The following is a 20,899-nucleotide window of genomic DNA, read 5'->3' as shown; positions in this document are numbered from 1 at the left end:
GATTAATGCTTTGTCTTGACACGGCGGAAAATTCCATAAGGGAAAAACGCCAGAATCACAATGCCTGCTACGTACACGATCAAATCCTTGTATGCAGAAGAGATATAGGTGGCAGCCATAGTCTCTGTCAAACCAACCAAGAGTCCGCCGACTACTGCACCGATAAAGTTTCCAAGACCTCCTACTACTGCCGAAATAAATGTTTTCAGCGCCAGAGAGGATCCAAGCTCGATGGTAACAGAATAAAGAGGAGATACCAGCATACCTGCAATACCACCCAAAGCCGCTGTGATAGCAAATGTAGCTGCTCTCGTATTGAATACCTTGATTCCCATCAGGCTGGCTGTAGAGGGATCCTCAGATGCAAGTCTCAAAGAAAGTCCAAACTTTGTTTTTGAGAAGAAAAGCTGAAGGATCACCAGGAACGCCACTGCGATGACGAAGATGCATATATTATTAAAGGGAATCGACACCGGCCCAATGGCAATTCTGGTTGAAGGAAATACATTGGTCAAAGCTCTCGGCTGCGGCCCGAATATCAGCAAACAGGTATTACTTACGACGGTCGACAGAGAAATCGAAACCAGCATAAAAGTCAGTGCCGATGCATTTCTAAACCGTTTGAAAAGAACCTTTTCCAGTACAAAACCGTAAAAGAGCATAAACAGAGTAACGATCGGCATCGCAAGTATAAAGGGGATATTACAGCTGATCACCACGGTATAAATTACAAATGCGCCGATTGTTATGGTATTGGAATGTGAAAAATTCAAATACCCCAGTGCCTTGAATACCATCGTAAATCCAAGGGCAGCTAATCCATAAATCATGCCGATGGTTATACCATTGACAATCTGTAAACCTAAAAGTCCCATTCTCTCACCTCGTTCATTTTCTGAAACTGCAGATTCAAGCTGCGTTCTGAATCTACAGAGGTTTTACCAACTCGCCGTAAAGATCCGGCCTTCTGTCTCTGAACACGGGCATCTGTGCCCTCTCCGTGAGGAGCATGGACCGTTCTAACGTTGCGTAGATAATCGTTTCCTCTTCTCCTGCCGTCGCGATCAGTTCACCTAACGGATCTGCGATGGCACTGTGACCAAAGAATTCCATTCCGCTGTTTTCTCCGATTCTGTTGCAGGACACTGCATAGAATCTGTTTTCAAAGGCTCTTGTGGAAGTCAGTCGATGAAGCATTTCAGGCTGATTTGAGAACCTGGGCATATTCCAGAGCATAACCAGAATCTCTGCACCCTTCAGTGCGTAATTCCTTGTAAGCTCTGCAAACTGATTGTCGTAGCAGATTCCCATACCGATTGTTCCGATATCAGTCTGGAATACATCATTTGTATTGGCCGGGATGAAGTAATGCTTCTCGTAGCCGGGGATATGTACTTTTCTGTGCACGCCCACGATCTTTCCTGTGGGGGCAATCAGCACTGCTGAATTATAGAGAGTTGCAGGAATCTGCGGATGAGCCTCTGTCATTCCGGAAATAATATACACATCATATTTCTTTGCAATCTCACCGAGTGCTTCCGTGAATTCTCCGGGAACCTTGTCGGCACACATTACATAATTGTGTCCGAATTCCTTATTTCTCTCACGGATATATCCAATGCTGCAAAGTTCCGGAAACACCACTAAATCTGCATTTTTTTCTTCCTTTGCCTTCTTTACGGCATTTTCCATATAATTCAGGTTCGCTGCCATGTCAAAAAGAACGATATCCATCTGAACCGCTGCTACCACTACTTTTTCTTTCATCGTTTTTTCTCCCTCCAACATACAATATTGACCCTTCCATCTTTATGTCCGGCAGGGGAGATCCCCTGCCGGATACAATGCTTTAGTTAGTCGATGCGGAATCAAGATATTCCCAATCGTTGTTGTCTGTAGCCTGAACGATCATAACATCACCGATGTATTCACCGGTTGCCGGATCAATAGAAATGTTGCCCTGCATACCGTCATGATCCTTGGTATTGCGGATTGCTTCCTGAATCTTGGCAGCGTCGGTAGAACCGGCCGTCTTGATTGCGTTCAGAAGAATCATCGTTGCATCATAAGCTCTTGCGGAGTTCTGAGAAGGAATTTCACCAAATTTTTCTTTATAACGCTTTACAAAATCCTGTACCTTCGGATCTGTACTGGTGGAAGTGAAAGGTACGGAGTTGATGCAGCCTACATATGCACCGTCAGACAGAGAGAAGGTATCTGAATGAATAGTTCCTGTGCCGCTGTAGAACTGAATATCCCATCCAAGACCTCTTGCCTGCTTCATGATCAGAGCACCGGGAGTGTACTGGCACCAGATAAACAGACAATCAATATTTTCACTCTTTAATTTGCTGAGCTGGGTAGTCATATCCTTATCTTCATTTGCGAAAGATTCAGAAACGACCTCAAGTCCTTTTGCAGTTGCAGCCTCGGTGATAGAGTTCAAACCACCCTGTCCGAAATCGTCGTTGGAATAGATAACGCCGATCTTCTTGGGAGATCCGGTAGTAGTAATGTAGTTGATCAATGCAGAACACTGCAGTCCGTCACCAGGGAAGGATCTGGAGATCCACTCACAGCCTGAGGTTAATACGGCCTCTGCAGAAGATCCGGGAGTGATCATAGGAATCTTATATTTGTTGATTACTTCCAGGTCAGCCAGTGTACAAGCACTGTTATGAGCACCTACGATAGCTACTACTTTATCCTGATTGATCAGTTTAGTAACAGCAGATGCAGACTGAGATGCAGAAGAAGCGTCATCTTCGTAGAAAAGCTCTACCTTCTTTCCATCAATACCGCCAGCTGCATTGAAATCCTCCACAGCTAACTGCTTTCCTTCCAGCTCGTCGGTACCGCCGTTGGAGCTGTCGCCGGTCAGAGGGCCAACTGCACCAATTCTGATTGTCTCATCCTTCTTTGAGCCGCATCCGATCATGGATACGCACATAGCCAGTGCCAATGCCAGACAACCTGCTTTTTTCAATGTCTTCATACGTGTTCCTCCTTTTGTTTTTATGCTACAGGCTCAATCTGAGCCAATAGTTTCTCTTTTATGCGCCGAGATATTTCTTCTGTACTTCATCGCTGGCAAGAAGTTCTGCACCTGTTCCCTCCATAGTCAGATGACCAACCTCGAGAACATATGCATAGTCAGCTATGCTGAGAGCCATTTCTGAATTCTGCTCCACGATAATAGACGGCAGACTCTTTTCTTCATAAATCTTTACTACCGTTTCAAACACAAAATCGATCAGATTCGGTGCAAGACCCATGGACGGCTCATCCAGAAGAAGAAGCTTGGGATTTGACATCAATGCTCTTCCAATGGCCAGCATCTGCTGTTCACCGCCGGATAATGTTCCGGCAAGCTGTTTACGCCGTTCAGACAATCTGGGGAAAAAGTCATAGACCATTTCAACATTTTTCTGGATCTCCGCCTTATCCTTCATGATATAGGCTCCGGCAAGAAGATTCTCATAGACCGATACGCTTTTGAAAATTTTTCTTCCCTCAGGACAAACCGAAATTCCTGTTTTTATGATCTCATGGGGCTGCAGATCCGTAATTTCCACGCCTTCAAATACCACTCGTCCCGAAGATGCCGGTACAAGTCCCGAGAGAACGTTAATCAGGGAGGATTTTCCTGCGCCGTTGGCACCGATGATCGCATAAATACCCTTTTTCTCAATGTTGATATTTACTTCATGAAGGGCCTGAATCACGCCATAATGACAACTGAGATTTTCGATCTTTAACATGAATTATTTCCCCCTTTTTTTACCAAGATAAATGCTGATAACATCTTCATTGGATTGGATCTCTGAAGGTGTTCCCTCGGCAATAACTTTTCCGTAGTTAAGTACAGTCAGGTTATCACAGAGGGACATAACAAATTTCATGTGATGCTCGATAAGGAGAATCGTCTTTCCGCTTTCTCTAAGCTTATGTACCAACTGTGCAGCTTCATCGCTTTCCTGCTCATTCATACCTGCTACCGGTTCATCCAAAAGCAGCAGCTTAGGTTCTGTAGCCAATGCTCTGGCAATCTCCAAAAGTCTCTGCTGTCCATATGGAAGGTTAGTTGCTTTTATATTCTCTTTTCCGGCAAGTCCAACGAATTCCAAAAGCTCTCTTGCTTTATCGTAGCATTCCTTTTCCTGCACCTTCAAAGCCTTAGTCTGGAATATTGCCGATCCCAAATTCACCGTCTGATGGGTACAAGACGCAGTAACTACATTTTCAAGAGCACTCATTTCCGAAAACAGATTGATGTTTTGAAATGTCCGGCAAAGACCTGCTTTCGCCACTGCGTTTGGTGTTTTTCCGGAAATAACCTGCCCGTCCATCTCCACGGTACCTTTCGTCGGAGCATAGAATCCGGTAATTACATTGATCAATGTGGTCTTCCCGGAACCATTTGGTCCGATCAGGCCTCTGATTTCTCCGTCCTTCACAGTCATATTGACTCCATCCAGAGCCACCAGGCCGCCAAAGTGCATAGATACTTGATTCACAGATAACATTCCGATACCTCCCTGTTTATTGGACTTTCTACCGCTTTAGTATATTGTAAATTGTATACAATTAGTTGTTTATAAAAAAGATACTTTCATCATTTTTGACTACCAGTATCCGTTTTAACAGCTTGTTTCTATCTATGATGCATCAATTTTAATATATAACCCTACAGTTTGTCAACTGTTTTGTGTAATTTCACCAAATGCTTTAAAACGAATATACTGTATAAAACAAATATATGTAAAATAGTAAAAGACGCCACTCCCCTTCAGGAATAGCGCCTTTGCTAATCTGTTGTTATAATAATCGTTTTTTTGTCTTTTGTCAACAACTAATTTTATTAACGGTTTGTTTTTCGAATTACTGTTCCATTCAGCACTCCCGTAGGCTGATCATCCTTCAAAGCGACTTTTCCGCCCACGATGACAAAACTCATACCCTTCGCCGTAGCTGTAGGGTCCTCAAAAGTAGCCCTGTCTGTAACTGTATCAGGATCAAAAATAATAATATCCGCCCGTTTTCCGGGTTCCAGCCTTCCAATGCTGTCCAGATGAAAGCGATCTGCCACACAGGACGTCAGCTTGGCAATCATGAATTCCAGCGGAATCTCCATTTCTCTGGAAAGGCGAAGCATTTTCGCATAGCAGCCGTATGTGCGAGGATGAGGATATTCTCCGTAAGGCATGGCATCTCCTCCGCACAGATACAAAGGAGATTGCAGCATCGTCATTGTATCGCTCATCAGAATACGGGCAATTTCCGGATCCTCTTCCGCCTCATTTCCCACATAATTGATATCCAGTTCCGACTCCACAAGAAGGTCAAGAAGCATCTCATTGAGATCCTGTCCTCTTAAAGCTTGGACATCCCGGATAAATTTTCCGCTGTATTCCGGATGACCTCCTACATGGCCAAAACGCGGCGGCTTTCCGTTGCCCATGGCAGTAATTCCGAGAAGATACTGCATCTCCTCGATGATACGGGCTCTGAGTGTCGGATTTTTTAAATTTTCCAAAGTCTTCTCAAAACCCCCCTCAACAGCCCAGCCGGGAAGAATCGCATGAATAAACGTACTGCCGGACAAATACGGCAGCGTTTCCAAAGTAAAATCACAGCCGTTTTCGTTGGCCTTTGTCATCTTATCAAGAAGAAGCTCTGGGTGACCATAATCGTACGGATATTTCGTCCGGTAATGGAGGATATGAATACGCGCCTTGCTTTCCTGGCCAACCCTGATGATCTCATCGATAGCGCTGCCTGGCTCACCCTGTTTGGGATAACGAATGTGAGTCAAAAACGTTCCATCGTGTTCCTTAAGCTTCTTTGCCAGATAAACAAGCTCATCAAAATCAGCATAGGTACAAGGATAATACGAAAGACCCGTGGACATTCCGACGCATCCTGCAGCCATAGCCTCATCAATGATCTCTCCCATAACGGAGAGACGGTGCTCTTTGTCCTCATCCCGGTTATAAAAACCGGAAGCTGCAATACGCGCCGCATTATGAGTTGCCGCCACAGCCACATTGATACCGGCTCCCTCAACCTCTTTCATGTAACCTTCAAAAGAAGAAAAGTCATGCTCAAGCAATGCAGGATCATAGCCAAACAGACCTGCACTGTATTTCATATTCTCATCAAGCCGCTCCTTTTCAAGAGGAACAAATCCAAGTCCGCACAGACCAACAACCTCTGTGGTCACACCCTGACACAGATCAAAATCCTGCCTGGGATTCTTCAGTAAATCCAGATCGGCATGGGAATGTGGATCAATAAGTCCAGGCGAAACCACATGCCCCGCAGCTTCGATCACGCAGTCCGCCAGTTCTTCCGAAAAGGGTCCGCCAATCTGTGCGATTTTATCTCCCTTGACCAAAATGTCCCCTGAAAAAGCTGGCTTATTGTTTCCATCAATAATACGGCCGTTTTTAATCAGCAGGGAATATTCTTTACTCATCTTCTAATCTCCATTTTTGCCAATAGTATACTTACTTCAGCTCAGAAAGTGCCTTCTCGATCCTGTCCATACCTTCCACGATCTTCTCCATGGAATTGGTGTAGGCGATTCTCACGCACTTGGGCGCATTGAAAGCACCTCCGGGCACGATGGCCACATGAGCCTTCTCCAGAATGTAGCTGCAGAAATCGAAGGAATCCTTGATTTCCTTGTCGCCATCCTTCTTGCCAAAATAGTAGCTCACATCGGGCAGCAGATAGAATGCGCCGTCCACGTTGGCACAGGTAATGCCCTCCATGGCAGTCAGACGTCCAAAGGTATAATCCTTTCTCTTGGCATACTCTCCCACCATGGCCTTGATGCTCTCATCATTGTTCCTGAGCGCTTCCACGGAAGCCCACTGAACGAAGGTGGTGCCGTTGGAGGTGGTGTGCCCCTGAATGGCATTGATGCCGGCTGCGATCTCAGCAGGAGCAGCTGTATAGCCGCATCTCCAGCCGGTCATGGCGTATGCCTTGGACATACCGTTGATCAGAATGGTGTGGTTATAAGCGTCCTCGGAGAAGGAAGCGACGCACTCATGAACCTTGCCGTTGTAGATGAGCTTCTCGTAAACTTCATCGGAAATAATGTAGAAATCATGCTTAACCGCCAGATCAGCCAGCTTTTCCAGGCTTTCTCTTGTGTAAACAGCACCGGTGGGGTTGTTGGGCGTGTTGATCATGATTGCGGCAGTTTTGGGGGTAATGGCTTTCTCAATGGCCTCCAGGTCAAGCTGGAAATCCTCCTTCGTGTCCACACATACGGGAACGCCGCCTACCAGCTTTACGATCTCCACATAGCTTACCCAGCCGGGCATGGGGATAATAACTTCATCGCCGGCGTTGACAACAGCCATAACGGCGTTGTTGAGGGCCTGCTTTGCGCCTGTGGATACACAGATCTGAGCGGGGGTATATTCCACGTTGTTGTCTTTTTTCAGCTTCTCGCAGATAGCCTGACGAAGGACAGCGATACCAGGCACGTTCACATATCTGGTCTTTCCTTCATCCAGTGCTTTCTTACAGGCATCACGGATATTCTCCGGGGTATCAAAATCAGGTTCACCGGCATTCATGCCGATCACATCCACGCCCGCTGCCTTCATATCGGCTACAACGCCCTCCAGCTCGCAGGTTGCAGACGGGGTAATATTCTGAGCAATCTTGCTTAACATGACAATCCTCCTGTTCTCTTTAATATCCGACCTCTTCCTTGACCTTTGCACCGACAAAACGCACTGCCGCCGCTGCCAGTACAAGGGTGGGGTCAATGTTGGGCCTGTCAATATGGAACAGCTCAAAGGCTACGGGAAGCTCTGTGCAGCCCAGCACAAGGACTTCGGCTCCGGCCTCAAAAAGTTCATCCATCGCTTTGTTGAAGCCGGACAGATCGATGGACAGATTTCCGGCTTTTACGCCTTTGTAAATCACATCCATCACAGCCTGCTGTCCGACCGGAGAAGGAGAAAGCATCTCGATTCCCGCGGCATCGAAAACAGTCTTGTAAACGCCCGACTGGCAGGTTCCGTCAGTGGCTAAAAGTCCGACCTTTTTGATTCCTCTCCGTTTGATCTCCTTTGCAGTCTCCTCAAGCATGTTGAGGAAGGGGGTATCCACAAAGGGCACGATCTGGTTATAGAAATAATGGGCCGTATTGCAGGGCATAATGAGCACATCCGCGCCCATTCCCTGAAGCCTTACGGCACTTTTTACCATCTCAGGGACGGGATTTTTCCCGCCGCTTAAGATGGCCGCCGTTCTGTCAGAAATCTCTGTGTTGCTGTCGATGCACACCCGCACGTGATCCTGGTCACAGGCTGCGTCGGTGATCTCCACAATCTTTTTAAACAAATCACATGTTGCCAGCGGTCCCATACCGCCTACGATACCAATTGTCTTTTTCATGATGCTTTTCCTTTCCCGGTTGCTTTTTGTTTTAGAGTATAAACCTATCTCCGGGTTTATTCAACATGAATTACAAAATCAGGACAGGAGGTCTCGCACTGACCGCATTTTACGCAGTCCTCTTCTCTGGCAGCCTCCACATAGTTGTAGCCCTTTTTGTTTACGTGATGAGTGATCTCAAACACATTTTTCGGGCAGATGCTCATGCAGATCTTGCAGCTCTTGCAAAGCTCTTTATCAATATATACCGCCATGGCAGTTTCCTCTCTTTCTTTTACGCGGGCGGTGGGCCAAAGGGCCCTATAACGCCCGCAGTATTTGACTTATTTAAGCAGAGACCGGATCGTCTCCACCATCTCCACAGGATTTTTCACCACATGGACACCGGCGTCCTCAAGGGCAGCGATCTTTGTCTTTGCTGTTCCCACATTGCCGCTCACAATGGCTCCCGCATGGCCCAGGCTCTTGCCCTGAGGGGCGTTGCGTCCCACGATCAGGGAAACCACCGGTTTCTTCACATGCTCCTTGATAAAGGCTGCCGCATCCTCCTCAGACCCGCCGCCGATCTCGCCGAGAAGCACAATCACATCCGTCTCCGGATCCTCCTCATAGAGAGCTACCGCGTCCTTCTGGGTAAAGCCCCAGATGGGACCGCCGCCGATGGCTACTACCGAGGACTGGCCGATGCCTGCATCCGTCAGGGTCTTGCCGATCTCATAGGACAGAGCGCCGCTCTTGGATACAACGCCGACACGTCCCTTTTTGAAAAAGCGGATGGGGTGAGCACCTACCTTGCATACGCCGGGTGCAATGACGCCTGCGCAGCCGGGTCCGACCAGAATCGTATTGTGAGCCTTTGCATAGGCAATGATCTCTACCACATCGTGAAGAGCGATCTCCTCCGTGGTCAGAACGAGAACCTTAATACCGGCATCAATGGCTTCAAAGCAGGAATCCTTTGCTCCTGCGGGGGGCACAAAGCTGATGACCGTATCGAAATCATGATGCGCCTTTGCCTCGGAAACATAATCGTAGACGGGAACTCCGTAAACCTCCTGGCCTCCCTTTCCGGGGGTAACGCCTGCCACAATGTTGGTGCCTGCCTCCAGCATCACCTTGGTCTGCAGGGAACCGGATTTACCCGTAATGGCCTGAACCAGCACCTTTGAATCTTTATTGATCAAAATTGACATTCCCTACACCCCCTCTACCTGATGTACAAATTCTTTTACTGTGTCGGACAGGATGTTGTACGTGGGCATTCCGGCTTCCTTCATAGTTTCCAGACCCACTTCCTCCATGGTTCCGCACATTCTTGTGAAGATCGGAATGGTAACGTTGTGCTCCTTCACATATTTTGTAATGCCGAGAGCCATGTTGTCCATACGGTTGAATCCGCCGATCAGCACGATGATGACACCCTTGATCTCCGGATGGCCGGTAAGGGTCAGATCCATGGCTCTGTACATAACCTCCTCGGTGGTCATGCCGCCCAGCTCGCAGAAGCTGGCAACATGGCCGCCCGCGTCATTCAGAAGATCCAGAGTCAGCATACCGGTGCCTGCGCCGTCGGAGATCAGGCCCAGATCGCCGTCCAGAGGAACGTAAGTGATGGTGGTCTCCTCCTTGAAAGGAGTTTCATAGGCATGAAGACTCTGCCTTGCAGCCTCCAGCTCCTCCATTTTCGCCTGCATCTGACGGGAATGATTGTCAATGACAAATTTGGAGTCCATAGCAACGAGCTTTCCGTCCACCACGCCGAGAGGATTGATCTCCACCAGAAGAGCCCCTGCCTTGAAGAAAGCATCCTGTACCTTCTTGACAAGAGCAAACAGGTCCTGTTTATCCTCCACCTGAAGCTTCTTGGCCAGGTATTTTAACTGATAGCCCTTGAGCCCGGTAAAGGGATCGATCTCCATTTTAACGATTTCTTCCGGATTGTCTCTGGAAACCGCCTCAATGTCCATTCCGCCCATGCGGCTGGCAATGAGGGTGGGCTTTGCCACTCCCTGGAGCGTAATGGAAAGATACAGCTCTCTCTCTGCCTTCATCATCTGTTCCGCCAGAAGTCCGTGTACCTTGTGTCCCTTGATCTCCATATTCAGGATGTCGTGGGCATATTTCTTGTAATCAGCCTCATTCTCGCAGACCTTCACGCCGCCGGCCTTTCCTCTTCCTCCTGTCATGACCTGTGCCTTCAGTACGAAGGGATAGGCCATGGGCGCAGGTGCGTCCTCAGAAGTGATCAGATGGCTTTCCGGCACGGGAATCCCGTATTCCCGCATCATCTGCTTGCCTTCATATTCAAATAAATTCATAGCTGCTCCTTATTTATAGTACAGGTTATGCTCCTTGGCATAAGCGGCGCCGGCCTCTACTGCCTTGAAGTTAAGCTCTACAAATCTGGGATTTACAGTATCCTTTACCACATCCAGAAGATCCTGATGACCAATGATACCGAGGGCCTCGCTTAAAAAGCCCAGCATAACCATGTTGGCTGCCATACGGTTTCCAATATCAACTGCGATCTGGGTTGCAGGTACTTCAAAGGTGTTCTTGATAGGACGGGTAATATTCGTTACCAGACCGGGATCAATGACAAGGACACCATCCTCCTCTAAGGTGGGGATGTATTTTTCATAGGCTGTCTGGAACATGGCTACCAGCAGGTTCTTCTTCTCCGCTACCGGGGAATTGATGGCTCTCTCATCAATGATGAGCTCTGCCTGACACTGGCCGCCGCGGGCTTCGGAACCGTAAGACTGGGTCTGAACGGCGTACTTGTTTCCCTTTGTAACGGCAGTCGTTCCTAAGATCACTGCGGACAGAATGATTCCCTGTCCACCAAAACCACATAAGGTAATTCTCTGGGGATATGCAACCATTTTCTTGTCCTCCTTACATTAACTCGTTGGTGCCCTCATAGATGGGCCTGTCCACACAGATGTACTCGCCGCAGCGAAGCTTGCCTTCCAGCTCTTCGGGAGCCATCTTCTTGGCCTGAGCGTCGGTATAGGTGTGCTCCTTGATCCATTTCTGTACAGCCACAGGATCGCCGGTCTTAAGAGCATAACGTCCGAAATGAGTCGGGCACTGAGACACGATCTCGATCAGGGAGAAGCCTTTATGCTGCAGAGCTCTCTCCATGGCCTTTTTGCACTGTGCCGGCTGAGCCGTTGTCCAGCGTTCCACGTGGGTAGCTCCTGCTGCCTGTGCCAGAGCACAAACGTCAAATCTGGGTTCTGCGCTTCCGTAAGGAGTCGTCATCGTTCTGGATTTTTCCGGAGTGGTAGGTGCCACCTGCCCGCCGGTCATGGCAAAGTTCATGTTGTTTACCATCACAACGGTCACATCCAGATTACGTCTTGCCGCATGGATCAGATGATTTCCGCCGATAGAAGCGATGTCGCCGTCACCGGCAAAGATCACAACGGGAGTATCCGGCTTCATCATCTTGACACCGGTAGCCCATGCCAGAGTTCTTCCGTGTACGCCGTGGAACATATCTGTCTTAATATAAACAGGAATTCTGGCTGTGCAGCCAACGCCTGCGATATGGATCATTTTCTGAGGGTCCATATCAAGCTCTTCCAGAGCCTGCATGTAATAATTCAGCACCTGTCCGCAGCCGCAGCCGGAGCAGAAGAAGTGCGGAAGCTTTTCCGGTCTTAAATATTTTCTTCTGGGATTGATTTTAAGCTCGCTCATCTTATTTAACCCCCTTCTTGATCTCTTCTAAAATCTCATAGCCGGTATGTACAAGACCCAGATTCTTGGTTACGGGAATGACCTCGCATGCACCGTTTGCCACTCTTGCGATCTCATTGACATACTTGCCCATGTTCATTTCCACTGCAAAGATCTTGGAAACATTCTTTGCCACCTCAGCAATGGCCTTTTCCGGAACGGGCCATACGTTGCAGAGCTTGAGAACGCCAACCTTGATTCCGCACTCTCTTGCCTTTTCAGCAGCCTCGATGGAGGGACGAACCTCGCTGCCATAAGCAACGATGGCATAGTCTGCATCATCCATCATAAAGGTCTCAGTACGGCAGATCTTGTCCGCGTTTTCACGAATCTTTCCGCATACTCTCTTATACAGTCTGTCAAATACAACGGGATCCCAGTCGATGCTTCCCTTTTCATCGTGGGGATTCAGGGAGTAGATCGTCTTGTAGCCCTCTCCCAGAGGTGCAAAATCAGGGCAGCCAAACTCAGGCGCTGCGAAGGGCTGATACTCCTCCGGTGACAGGGTAGTATAATTTCTGTTGTAAAGGTCGATCTGAGATGCCTCAGGAATATCAAGACGCTCACGCATCAGGGCGATGGTCGTCTCGGACATGATGATAACGGGGTTTCTGTATTCTTCTGCCAGGTTGAAGGCCCAGATGGTATAATCATAGAGCTCCTGTACAGAAGAAGGACATACAACAATAGCTTCATAATCGCCGCTGGCGCCGTATCTCATCTGATATACGTCTGCCTGGCTGGCATAGTTCTCACCGCGGCATCTCTGTACGTCTGCCACGACCAGCGGAGCCTCGATGGTGTAAGCGTAGCCAAGGCCCTCCTGCATATAGTTATAACCGGCACTTGCCGTAGCCGTCATAACCTTACCGCCTGCCAAAGATGCACCGGTACATGCAAAAATGGAAAAGAGCTCGTCCTCGCCCTGTACAAACTTGCCGCCCACCTCCGGGAGTCTCTGTGACATCCTCTCTGAAATTTCGTTGGCAGGTGTAATGGGATAACCGCCAAAGAAATTACATCCGGCACTGATGGCGCCTTCTACAAGTGCGTAATTCCCCAGCATAAAATGTACACCGGTTTTTACACGATCCTTTGATGCTTTTACGACTGGCATATAAGTTCTCCTTTCTCGTTAACGGGTATCACCCGAATTGTTCTCTTTTGTACATTATATATTGTCGACAATTCCACGTCAAGCATTATTCACAATTTTCTTTTAAAGATCTTTCCGTCTTTCGTCAAATCAGACAGGATGCAGCCCAGAATATGGACTGCATCCCAGTTTCTTCCTATAAAGGAAGCATTGTTCCGATTTTCTTTTCCATGGCAAGACGGAAGATCTTCTCCCCGCAGGCCACATCGTTGAGTCCGATCCCCTCGGTAAAGGTAATGATCCGCTCCTCTTTTCGCTCCCGTCCCGGAGCCCTTCCTGTTACCAGTGCAGAAAGCTCCGGCGGCGTCTCCCTCAGGGTCCTGTAATGGCCGATGCTTCTGCAAAGATCATACATGGTCGTATCGTCGATATAAATCTTGTCAAACTGTTCCACTGCCTCATCGTAAAAATGCGATTCTGCATTGACGGGAACTGCTGTGAGCCCCGGCTTCAGCCAGTCCGCCTTCACCAGCTTAAACTCATCCCCATGTGTCACCGGCGAGCTTCCGAGAAAGATATCTGCTTCCCGCATGACCTTCTCCGGATCCCGGCAGGCCTCTATGGACACCTCCGGGAACCGTTCGCTCATCTCCTTCACATAGGCATCGACTGTCACTGCTCTGGGCGCCCAGGCATACACCTTCCGGATCCCGGGGCATTCACACAGAGCGGCCTCCAGATTGGTCCGTCCCTCCATGCCGCAGCCGTAAACCCCCACTGTCTCACTGTCCTGATTGGCCAGATACCGAAGAGCCAGGCCGCTGACAGCCGCCGTCCGCATAGCAGTCACATAAGTGGCATCCATAATACAGACCGGAGCTCCTGTCTCCATATCATTGATAATGACGAAACCAGTGAACCGTGGAAGCCCTTTGTCCCGGTTTGTGGCACAGCCGGACAGCCACTTAATGCCTGCCGCCTTTGTCCGGTTCACTGCACAGCCCATGCCCAGCATAAACAGATCCGGATTTGGCTGCACGGTAATCTTGGGAGGCATGACGATGTCTCCGTTTCCCTTATCCCTGTGCGCCTCCTCCATGGTATCAATATAGTCCTTCATCGTGAGCCCCACAGCCTTCACGTCAGCCTGACTCAGATAAAGCACCTCTCTCCCGATGTCCATTAATACTCTCCTCCCTTACATTTGCTTCGGATTTCTTCCTATTATATTGTGCCGTTTTCCGAAGCATCTGTCAAGGAAAAGCAGGATCAGAACTGGTCGTCTCCCTGAAGAGCATCGTAGCCCTCCTCACCGGTTCTAACCTTTATTACGTTTTCCACATCGTATACGAAGATCTTTCCGTCTCCGATCTTACCTGTATAGAGCACCTTCTTTGCAGCCTCGATCACAGTTCTTACGGGAACACTGGATACTACGATCTCGATCTGTACCTTGGGCTTCAGATCCATGGATTCCATTTTAACACCACGATAGTAGGTATCCTTGCCCTTCTGAATTCCGCAGCCGAGAACCTTGGTAACCGTCATACCGGTGACTCCTATGCTGTTCATGGCACTCTTTAACGCTTCAAACCGCGATTCTTTGCAGATAATATCGATCTTTGTCATCTTGCAGCCACTGCCCTGTTCCGAAACAGCTTCTGTTGATTTTGAAATAACAGTGACCTTCGGCTCTGCCGCAGCAGCTGTCTCCGGCATGGCTTCTCCGGGAACAGGCTCTGCCACAAAGGAAAAGCCTGCATAAGCACTTTCCAGACCATGCTCATAAGAATCCAAACCGCCGATCTCTTCCTCCTCCGATACACGCAGACCATGGAATTTCCGGATCAGAAGAAATACGATCGTCATAAGTACTACCGTATAAGACAGAATGGCAGCCACACCGAGGGCCTGAATACCCAGAAGCCGGAACCCGCCGCCATAGAAAAGACCGCCGTCGGTGGCGAACAGGCCTACAGCCAGAGTTCCCCAAAGTCCATTTCCAAAGTGTACGCCTACGGCGCCAACCGGATCATCAATATGAAGCTTCAGATCCAGAACTTCCACAATGACCACGACCCAGATACCTGCCACGATTCCAATGATGATGGATCCCAGGGCATCTACGTTAGCGCATCCGGCTGTTATGGCTACCAGACCAGCCAGAGAACCGTTCAGGGTCATGGACACATCCGGCTTTCCATTCTTGATCCAGGTGTAAGCCATGGTAGCACAGGAGGCAAAGGCCGGAGCCAATGTGGTTGTCACAAATATTTTTCCGAGGGTCGCCATATCGGTGGCCGCTGCGCCGTTGAAGCCATACCAGCCAAACCAAAGAATAAACACACCGAGGGCTCCGATGGTAACGGAGTGGCCCGGAATGGCTCTCGCCTGCTTTTTGCCGCTTTCATCCACATAATACTTTCCGATTCGGGGACCTAAAAGAGCGGCGCCGATCAAAGCGGTAACACCGCCTACCATATGAATGGCAGCTGATCCTGCATAATCAATGAATCCCAGCTGATAAAGCCAGCCCTGCGTATTCCACACCCAGCCGGCCTCAATGGGGTATACCACAGCGCTGATCACGGCGCTGTAAATACAGTAGGCACTGAATTTTGTCCGTTCTGCCATGGCTCCGGAAACGATGGTAGCCGCTGTTGCGCAAAACACCAGGTTAAACACAAAGGACGACCAGTTATAGTTTTCCCAGTTGGTAAAAATATCAAGGTTGGGCATACCGATAACGCCGGCAATATAATCCTCCGCCAGCATCAGCCCGGAACCCAAAGTCACAAAGACCACAGAACCGATACAAAAATCCATCAGGTTCTTCATAATGATGTTGCCGGCATTTTTCGCTCTCGTAAACCCGGCCTCCACCATGGCAAACCCGCACTGCATAAAGAACACCAGTGCTGCACCGATCAAAAACCAGACTCCGAAGGTCAAACCACTCGCTGCTTCCATAAATTCTGTCATACTCGTTCCTCCTCTACCATTTTGATCTGAGAGTTTCCATGGCAGCTCTCGAAAACAAAAAGGACGCTGCGGAATCGCTTCCGTAACGCCCTTGTTATTTGTGTGCATTTTACCTTATAAAATTATACGCGTCAATCATTTTTATGTCCCTTTTCGCATTTTTGTGAAATGCGCCCCGGTTTTTCTGTTTTCCCACGAAAATTTCATCAAAATTTACAGGCGCAAAAGACGGCGCCTGACGGCGCCGCCTTCTCAAAAAAGCATATTTTATTTCTGAGGACCTGCGGATACAAGTGCCTTGCCTGCTGCATTGCCTTCGTATTTTGCGAAGTTCTTGATGAATCTGCCGGCCAGATCCTGTGCCTTGGTCTCCCACTCGGAAGGATCAGCATAGGTATCGCGGGGATCCAGGATTGCAGGATCAACACCGGGGAGCTCGGTAGGTACTTCGAAGTTGAAGTAAGGGATCTTCTTGGTGGGTGCATTCTTGATATCGCCATTCAGGATCGCATCGATGATGCCACGGGTATCCTTGATGGAGATACGCTTGCCGGTTCCGTTCCAGCCGGTGTTTACAAGGTAAGCCTTGGCACCGCTCTTCTCCATTCTCTTAACCAGCTCTTCTGCATACTTGGTAGGATGCAGCTCCAGGAAAGCCTGGCCGAAGCAAGCGGAGAAGGTAGGAGTAGGCTCAGTGATACCGCGCTCTGTACCAGCCAGCTTTGCAGTAAATCCGGACAGGAAGTAGTACTGGGTCTGCTCGGGAGTCAGAACAGATACGGGAGGAAGTACGCCGAACGCATCTGCAGACAGGAAGATCACATTCTTTGCTGCCGGAGCAGAGGATACAGGACGTACAATATTCTCAATATGGTTGATCGGATAAGATACACGGGTATTCTCAGTCACGCTCTTGTCAGCGAAGTCGATCTTTCCGTCAGCATCCAGAGTAACGTTCTCAAGGAGTGCGTTGCGCTTGATGGCATTGTAGATGTCGGGCTCAGACTCTTTGTCCAGGTTGATAACCTTTGCATAGCAGCCGCCCTCAAAGTTGAACACGCCGTTGTCGTCCCAGCCGTGCTCATCATCACCGATCAGCAGACGCTTGGGATCTGTGGAAAGGGTGGTCTTGCCGGTACCGGAAAGACCGAAGAAGATTGCGGTGTTCTCGCCGTTCATATCTGTATTTGCGGAGCAGTGCATGGAAGCAATGCCCTTCAGAGGCAGATAGTAGTTCATCATGGAGAACATACCCTTCTTCATCTCACCGCCGTACCAGGTGTTGATAATAACCTGCTCGCGGCTTGTGATGTTAAATACAACAGCAGTCTCGGAGTTCAGACCAAGCTCCTTGTAATTCTCAACCTTAGCCTTGGAAGCATTGTAAACAACGAAATCAGGCTCGAAGTTTGCAAGCTCTTCCTCAGTGGGAGCAATGAACATATTCTTTACGAAATGAGCCTGCCAAGCTACTTCCATGATGAAACGGATAGCCATGCGGGTATCCTTGTTGGCACCGCAGAAAGCATCTACAACGTAGAGCTTCTTGCCGGACAGCTCTTCCTGAGCGATCTTCTTTACAGCAGCCCAGGTCTCAGGACTTGCGGGATGGTTGTCATTCTTGTACTCATCAGAGGTCCACCATACGGTATCCTTGGAGTTTTCATCCATAACGATGAACTTATCTTTAGGAGAACGTCCGGTATAAACGCCTGTCATTACATTAACAGCGCCCAGCTCGCTGACCTGACCTTTGTCAAAGCCCTCCAGACCGGGTTTTGTTTCTTCTTCGAACAAAAGCTCATAAGAAGGATTATGAACAATCTCTGTAGTTCCGGTAATGCCATACTTGGTTAAATCAATTACTGCCATTTCACATTTACCTCTTTTCTTTGATGATTGTATGATAACTAGCTGCAAATGCAGGAGTTATAGGTTTCTAAAGTAGAATCCCTACTTACCTAAATTACATTATACATGTTTATCAAAGAAAATCAACAAAAAAATCACAAACTTTTTATCATGGACTCAAAAAAAGAAGCCATTGCTTGTTTTGCAACGGCTTCCCTTCTTGTTCGCAATCTTTATTTTACTACAATGTTGATGATCCTGCCGGGTACATAAATTTCCTTGACGATCGTTCCGGACAGCTTATCTCCCAGTGCTTCCTTACCTGCCTTGAGAGCGCTCTCCTTGTCAATATCCACAGGAAGCGTTACAACGCAGCGGGTCTTGCCGTTCATCTGAACTGCAATCTCCTTCTCATCGTCAGCCATCTTGCTTTCGTCGCATTCCGGCCATGTATTGTCAACAAATACGCTGGTCTCATGACCAAGCTGGCTCCACAGCTCTTCGCAGATATGAGGGGCGAAGGGTGCCAGAAGGGTCACGGCTGTCTCAAGGGTCTTCTTATCCATGCCGCCGTTCTTCTTTGCCAGATCGATCATTTTGTTGTTATATTCCATGAATCCGCTGACTACGGTATTCAGGCTGAAGCTTTCCAGACGGGTGGTGATATCGTAAATCATCTTATGGCGAAGCTTCTCCATCTCCTTGGTGGGAGTCATATCTGCATCCTTGTTATCCATAACCAGGTTCCAGAAACGGTTCAGGAAACGGTTTACGCCGTCGATGCCTCTCTCATCCCACTCGGAATCCAGTTCCGGCGGACCAACAAACAGCTCATACATTCTCAGAGAATCGCAGCCATAGTCCCGTACCAGATCGTCAGGAGAAACCACATTTCCCTTGGATTTACTCATCTTGATACCGTTCTTTCCGGTGATCATACCCTGATTGAACAGCTTTTTAAAGGGCTCGTCAAAGTCTACTACACCGATGTCGTAGAGGAACTTAGTATAGAATCTGGAATACAGAAGATGTAAAACCGCATGCTCCACACCGCCGATATACATATCCACAGGCAGATACTTGTCTGCTTTTTCTTTGGAAACCAGCTCCTTATCATTCTTGTTGTCGACATAACGGAGGAAATACCAGGAGGAACCTGCCCACTGAGGCATGGTATTGGTCTCTCTCTTGGCAGGACGTCCGCAGACAGGGCAGGTCGTATTCACCCACTCATCAATGGCTGCCAGCGGAGATTCTCCTGTACCGGTCGGCTGATAGGATTCCACATCGGGAAGAAGCAGAGGAAGCTCCTCCTCCGGTACAGGCACACAGCCGCACTTCTCGCAGTGTACAATGGGGATCGGCTCACCCCAGTAACGCTGTCTGGAGAATACCCAGTCACGAAGCTTGTACTGGGTGGTTTTCTTGCCAAGACCTCTCTGTTCCATAATGTCGGGAACCTTTGCCTTGGCTTCCTCCGAATTCATTCCATTGAACTCGCCGGAGTTGATCATCACGCCGGGGTTCACATAAGCCTCTTTCAGATCCGAATTCTCCTTTCCGTCAGGAGAAATAACCTGAATGATCGGAATGCCGAATTTTTTAGCAAAATCAAAGTCTCTCTCATCATGGGCAGGTACACACATAATGGCACCGGTACCGTAATCTGCCAGAACATAATCCGACAGCCAGATCGGAATCTTGGCACCGTTGATGGGATTGATGGCATAGCTTCCGGTAAACACACCGGTCTTTTCCTTATCCTGAAGACGATCCACATTGGACTTCATGGAAGCCTGGAAAATGTAATCATCAACTGCCTTCTTCTGCTCTGCCGTTGCAAGGCCTGCAGCCATAGCGTGTTCAGGAGCCAGAACCATAAAGGTTGCACCGTACAGAGTATCGGGACGGGTGGTATAAACCCGGATGGAATCCTCTCTGCCGTCCACCTGGAAATCGATCTCAGCACCGTAGGATTTTCCGATCCAGTCGGTCTGCATCTTCTTTACCTTCTCCGGCCAATCAAGCTTGTCAAGGTCGTTCAGAAGGCGATCTGCATAGGCTGTGATCTTGAGCATCCACTGCTTCAGGTTCTTCTTAGTCACCGGCGCACCGCAGCGCTCACAGCAGCCGTTTACGACCTCTTCGTTGGCCAGACCTGTCTTACAGGAAGGGCACCAGTTGATGGGCATTTCCTTTTCATAGGCAAGGCCCGCCTTAAACATCTTCACAAAAATCCACTGCGTCCATTTGTAGAAACTGGGGTCGGTGGTATTGACCTCCATATCCCAGTCATACACTGCTGCGATCTGCTTGATCTGCTCACGGATCCGGTTGATATTGTCCGCAGTAGATTTTGCCGGATGCTCGCCCATCTTGATCGCATAGTTTTCCGCCGGAAGACCGAAAGCATCCCAGCCCATGGGATGAATGATGTAATATCCCTTCATCATCTTATAACGGCTCCATACATCAGAGATCACATAGCCTCTCCAATGTCCCACGTGAAGGCCGTTGCCTGACGGATAAGGGAACATATCCAGACAATAATATTTCGGTTTTTTGCCGTCATTGACATTGATGGGATCTTCTTCCCATTTCTTCGTCCATTTCTTTTCGATTTCCTTATGATTATAAGGGATTGCCATGGTTACTACGTCCTTTCTCAATAAATATAGCCCTTCCTCTCTGCCATAGAGACGAAGGGCTTCATTCGCGGTACCACTCTACTTCACAGCCTCGTGCTGTGCACTCATTGATTCTGTAACGGGAAATCCCGCCGCCTCCTACTCTGGCTCC

General features: G+C 48.6%; 18 protein-coding genes and 1 other annotated feature (1 of these 19 only partly in view). All 18 genes read right to left on the bottom strand.

Annotation, left to right across the window (positions count from 1 at the left end):
• Window positions 1-2 precede the first annotated feature (2 nt).
• On the bottom strand, window positions 3-875 hold the full coding sequence (locus QJ036_RS09835) for a branched-chain amino acid ABC transporter permease (protein ID WP_283231215.1): 873 nt from the start codon (window positions 873-875) through the stop codon (window positions 3-5).
• A gap of 52 nt (window positions 876-927) precedes the next feature.
• Window positions 928-1,767: a carbon-nitrogen hydrolase family protein gene (locus QJ036_RS09830; protein ID WP_283231214.1), complete on the bottom strand. Its 840-nt coding sequence runs from the start codon at window positions 1,765-1,767 to the stop codon at window positions 928-930.
• 82 nt (window positions 1,768-1,849) lie between these two features.
• A complete protein-coding gene (locus QJ036_RS09825; protein WP_283231213.1) occupies window positions 1,850-2,995 on the bottom strand; it encodes an ABC transporter substrate-binding protein in 1,146 nt (381 codons plus the stop codon).
• Between the two features lie 58 nt (window positions 2,996-3,053).
• Window positions 3,054-3,761 (bottom strand): ABC transporter ATP-binding protein, encoded by a 708-nt coding sequence (locus QJ036_RS09820; RefSeq protein WP_283231212.1) that lies wholly within the window; start codon window positions 3,759-3,761, stop codon window positions 3,054-3,056.
• 3 nt (window positions 3,762-3,764) lie between these two features.
• Window positions 3,765-4,526: an ABC transporter ATP-binding protein gene (locus QJ036_RS09815; RefSeq protein ID WP_283231211.1), complete on the bottom strand. Its 762-nt coding sequence runs from the start codon at window positions 4,524-4,526 to the stop codon at window positions 3,765-3,767.
• Window positions 4,527-4,861: 335 nt separating this feature from the next.
• The gene (locus QJ036_RS09810) at window positions 4,862-6,478 is read right to left on the bottom strand and encodes an N-acyl-D-amino-acid deacylase family protein (RefSeq protein ID WP_283231210.1); all 1,617 of its coding nucleotides are present in this window, start codon (window positions 6,476-6,478) and stop codon (window positions 4,862-4,864) included.
• 31 nt (window positions 6,479-6,509) lie between these two features.
• A complete protein-coding gene (locus tag QJ036_RS09805) occupies window positions 6,510-7,694 on the bottom strand; it encodes a pyridoxal phosphate-dependent aminotransferase (protein WP_283231209.1) in 1,185 nt (394 codons plus the stop codon).
• Window positions 7,695-7,713: 19 nt separating this feature from the next.
• Window positions 7,714-8,424 carry a cysteate racemase gene (gene cuyB, locus QJ036_RS09800; RefSeq protein WP_283231208.1) on the bottom strand — a complete coding sequence of 237 codons (711 nt, stop codon included), beginning with the start codon at window positions 8,422-8,424 and terminating at the stop codon, window positions 7,714-7,716.
• Between the two features lie 56 nt (window positions 8,425-8,480).
• Window positions 8,481-8,678, bottom strand: coding sequence for a 4Fe-4S binding protein (locus QJ036_RS09795; RefSeq protein ID WP_283231207.1), 198 nt, complete (start codon window positions 8,676-8,678; stop codon window positions 8,481-8,483).
• A 69-nt stretch (window positions 8,679-8,747) separates the two neighbouring features.
• Window positions 8,748-9,617, bottom strand: coding sequence for a succinate--CoA ligase subunit alpha (gene sucD, locus QJ036_RS09790; RefSeq protein WP_283231206.1), 870 nt, complete (start codon window positions 9,615-9,617; stop codon window positions 8,748-8,750).
• A 3-nt stretch (window positions 9,618-9,620) separates the two neighbouring features.
• A complete protein-coding gene (locus tag QJ036_RS09785; RefSeq protein WP_283231205.1) occupies window positions 9,621-10,742 on the bottom strand; it encodes an ATP-grasp domain-containing protein in 1,122 nt (373 codons plus the stop codon).
• A gap of 9 nt (window positions 10,743-10,751) precedes the next feature.
• Window positions 10,752-11,309 carry a 2-oxoacid:acceptor oxidoreductase family protein gene (locus QJ036_RS09780; protein ID WP_283231204.1) on the bottom strand — a complete coding sequence of 186 codons (558 nt, stop codon included), beginning with the start codon at window positions 11,307-11,309 and terminating at the stop codon, window positions 10,752-10,754.
• 13 nt (window positions 11,310-11,322) lie between these two features.
• A complete protein-coding gene (locus QJ036_RS09775; protein WP_283231203.1) occupies window positions 11,323-12,132 on the bottom strand; it encodes a thiamine pyrophosphate-dependent enzyme in 810 nt (269 codons plus the stop codon).
• Between the two features lies 1 nt (window position 12,133).
• Window positions 12,134-13,288 carry a transketolase C-terminal domain-containing protein gene (locus QJ036_RS09770; protein ID WP_283231202.1) on the bottom strand — a complete coding sequence of 385 codons (1,155 nt, stop codon included), beginning with the start codon at window positions 13,286-13,288 and terminating at the stop codon, window positions 12,134-12,136.
• Between the two features lie 175 nt (window positions 13,289-13,463).
• Complete coding sequence (locus QJ036_RS09765) at window positions 13,464-14,450, bottom strand: ornithine cyclodeaminase family protein (protein ID WP_283231201.1); 987 nt, start codon at window positions 14,448-14,450, stop codon at window positions 13,464-13,466.
• Between the two features lie 86 nt (window positions 14,451-14,536).
• Window positions 14,537-16,249 (bottom strand): ammonium transporter, encoded by a 1,713-nt coding sequence (locus QJ036_RS09760; RefSeq protein WP_283231200.1) that lies wholly within the window; start codon window positions 16,247-16,249, stop codon window positions 14,537-14,539.
• A gap of 267 nt (window positions 16,250-16,516) precedes the next feature.
• Window positions 16,517-18,121: a phosphoenolpyruvate carboxykinase (ATP) gene (gene pckA, locus QJ036_RS09755; protein WP_283231199.1), complete on the bottom strand. Its 1,605-nt coding sequence runs from the start codon at window positions 18,119-18,121 to the stop codon at window positions 16,517-16,519.
• 212 nt (window positions 18,122-18,333) lie between these two features.
• Window positions 18,334-20,748, bottom strand: a complete 2,415-nt coding sequence (gene leuS / locus QJ036_RS09750; protein ID WP_283231198.1) for a leucine--tRNA ligase — start codon at window positions 20,746-20,748, stop codon at window positions 18,334-18,336.
• Between the two features lie 44 nt (window positions 20,749-20,792).
• Window positions 20,793-20,899, bottom strand: a binding site (T-box leader) (it continues 140 nt past the right edge of the window).

Source organism: Fusibacillus kribbianus (assembly GCF_030053595.1).
In the GTDB taxonomy this organism is placed as follows: Bacteria; Bacillota; Clostridia; order Lachnospirales; family Lachnospiraceae; genus Lientehia; species Lientehia kribbiana.
The sequence above is the reverse complement of the archived record's forward strand: the minus strand, read 5'-3'. Positions and strand labels throughout refer to the sequence as shown.

Bases quoted from the DNA above. Each gene is read 5' to 3' on its own strand.
- QJ036_RS09835 (WP_283231215.1), bottom strand. From the start codon at position 875: ATGGGACTTTTAGGTTTACAGATTGTCAATGGTATAACCATCGGCATG.
- QJ036_RS09830 (WP_283231214.1), bottom strand. From the start codon at position 1,767: ATGAAAGAAAAAGTAGTGGTAGCAGCGGTTCAGATGGATATCGTTCTT.
- QJ036_RS09825 (WP_283231213.1), bottom strand. From the start codon at position 2,995: ATGAAGACATTGAAAAAAGCAGGTTGTCTGGCATTGGCACTGGCTATG.
- QJ036_RS09820 (WP_283231212.1), bottom strand. From the start codon at position 3,761: ATGTTAAAGATCGAAAATCTCAGTTGTCATTATGGCGTGATTCAGGCC.
- QJ036_RS09815 (WP_283231211.1), bottom strand. From the start codon at position 4,526: ATGTTATCTGTGAATCAAGTATCTATGCACTTTGGCGGCCTGGTGGCT.
- QJ036_RS09810 (WP_283231210.1), bottom strand. From the start codon at position 6,478: ATGAGTAAAGAATATTCCCTGCTGATTAAAAACGGCCGTATTATTGAT.
- QJ036_RS09805 (WP_283231209.1), bottom strand. From the start codon at position 7,694: ATGTTAAGCAAGATTGCTCAGAATATTACCCCGTCTGCAACCTGCGAG.
- cuyB (WP_283231208.1), bottom strand. From the start codon at position 8,424: ATGAAAAAGACAATTGGTATCGTAGGCGGTATGGGACCGCTGGCAACA.
- QJ036_RS09795 (WP_283231207.1), bottom strand. From the start codon at position 8,678: ATGGCGGTATATATTGATAAAGAGCTTTGCAAGAGCTGCAAGATCTGC.
- sucD (WP_283231206.1), bottom strand. From the start codon at position 9,617: ATGTCAATTTTGATCAATAAAGATTCAAAGGTGCTGGTTCAGGCCATT.
- QJ036_RS09785 (WP_283231205.1), bottom strand. From the start codon at position 10,742: ATGAATTTATTTGAATATGAAGGCAAGCAGATGATGCGGGAATACGGG.
- QJ036_RS09780 (WP_283231204.1), bottom strand. From the start codon at position 11,309: ATGGTTGCATATCCCCAGAGAATTACCTTATGTGGTTTTGGTGGACAG.
- QJ036_RS09775 (WP_283231203.1), bottom strand. From the start codon at position 12,132: ATGAGCGAGCTTAAAATCAATCCCAGAAGAAAATATTTAAGACCGGAA.
- QJ036_RS09770 (WP_283231202.1), bottom strand. From the start codon at position 13,288: ATGCCAGTCGTAAAAGCATCAAAGGATCGTGTAAAAACCGGTGTACAT.
- QJ036_RS09765 (WP_283231201.1), bottom strand. From the start codon at position 14,450: ATGGACATCGGGAGAGAGGTGCTTTATCTGAGTCAGGCTGACGTGAAG.
- QJ036_RS09760 (WP_283231200.1), bottom strand. From the start codon at position 16,249: ATGACAGAATTTATGGAAGCAGCGAGTGGTTTGACCTTCGGAGTCTGG.
- pckA (WP_283231199.1), bottom strand. From the start codon at position 18,121: ATGGCAGTAATTGATTTAACCAAGTATGGCATTACCGGAACTACAGAG.
- leuS (WP_283231198.1), bottom strand. From the start codon at position 20,748: ATGGCAATCCCTTATAATCATAAGGAAATCGAAAAGAAATGGACGAAG.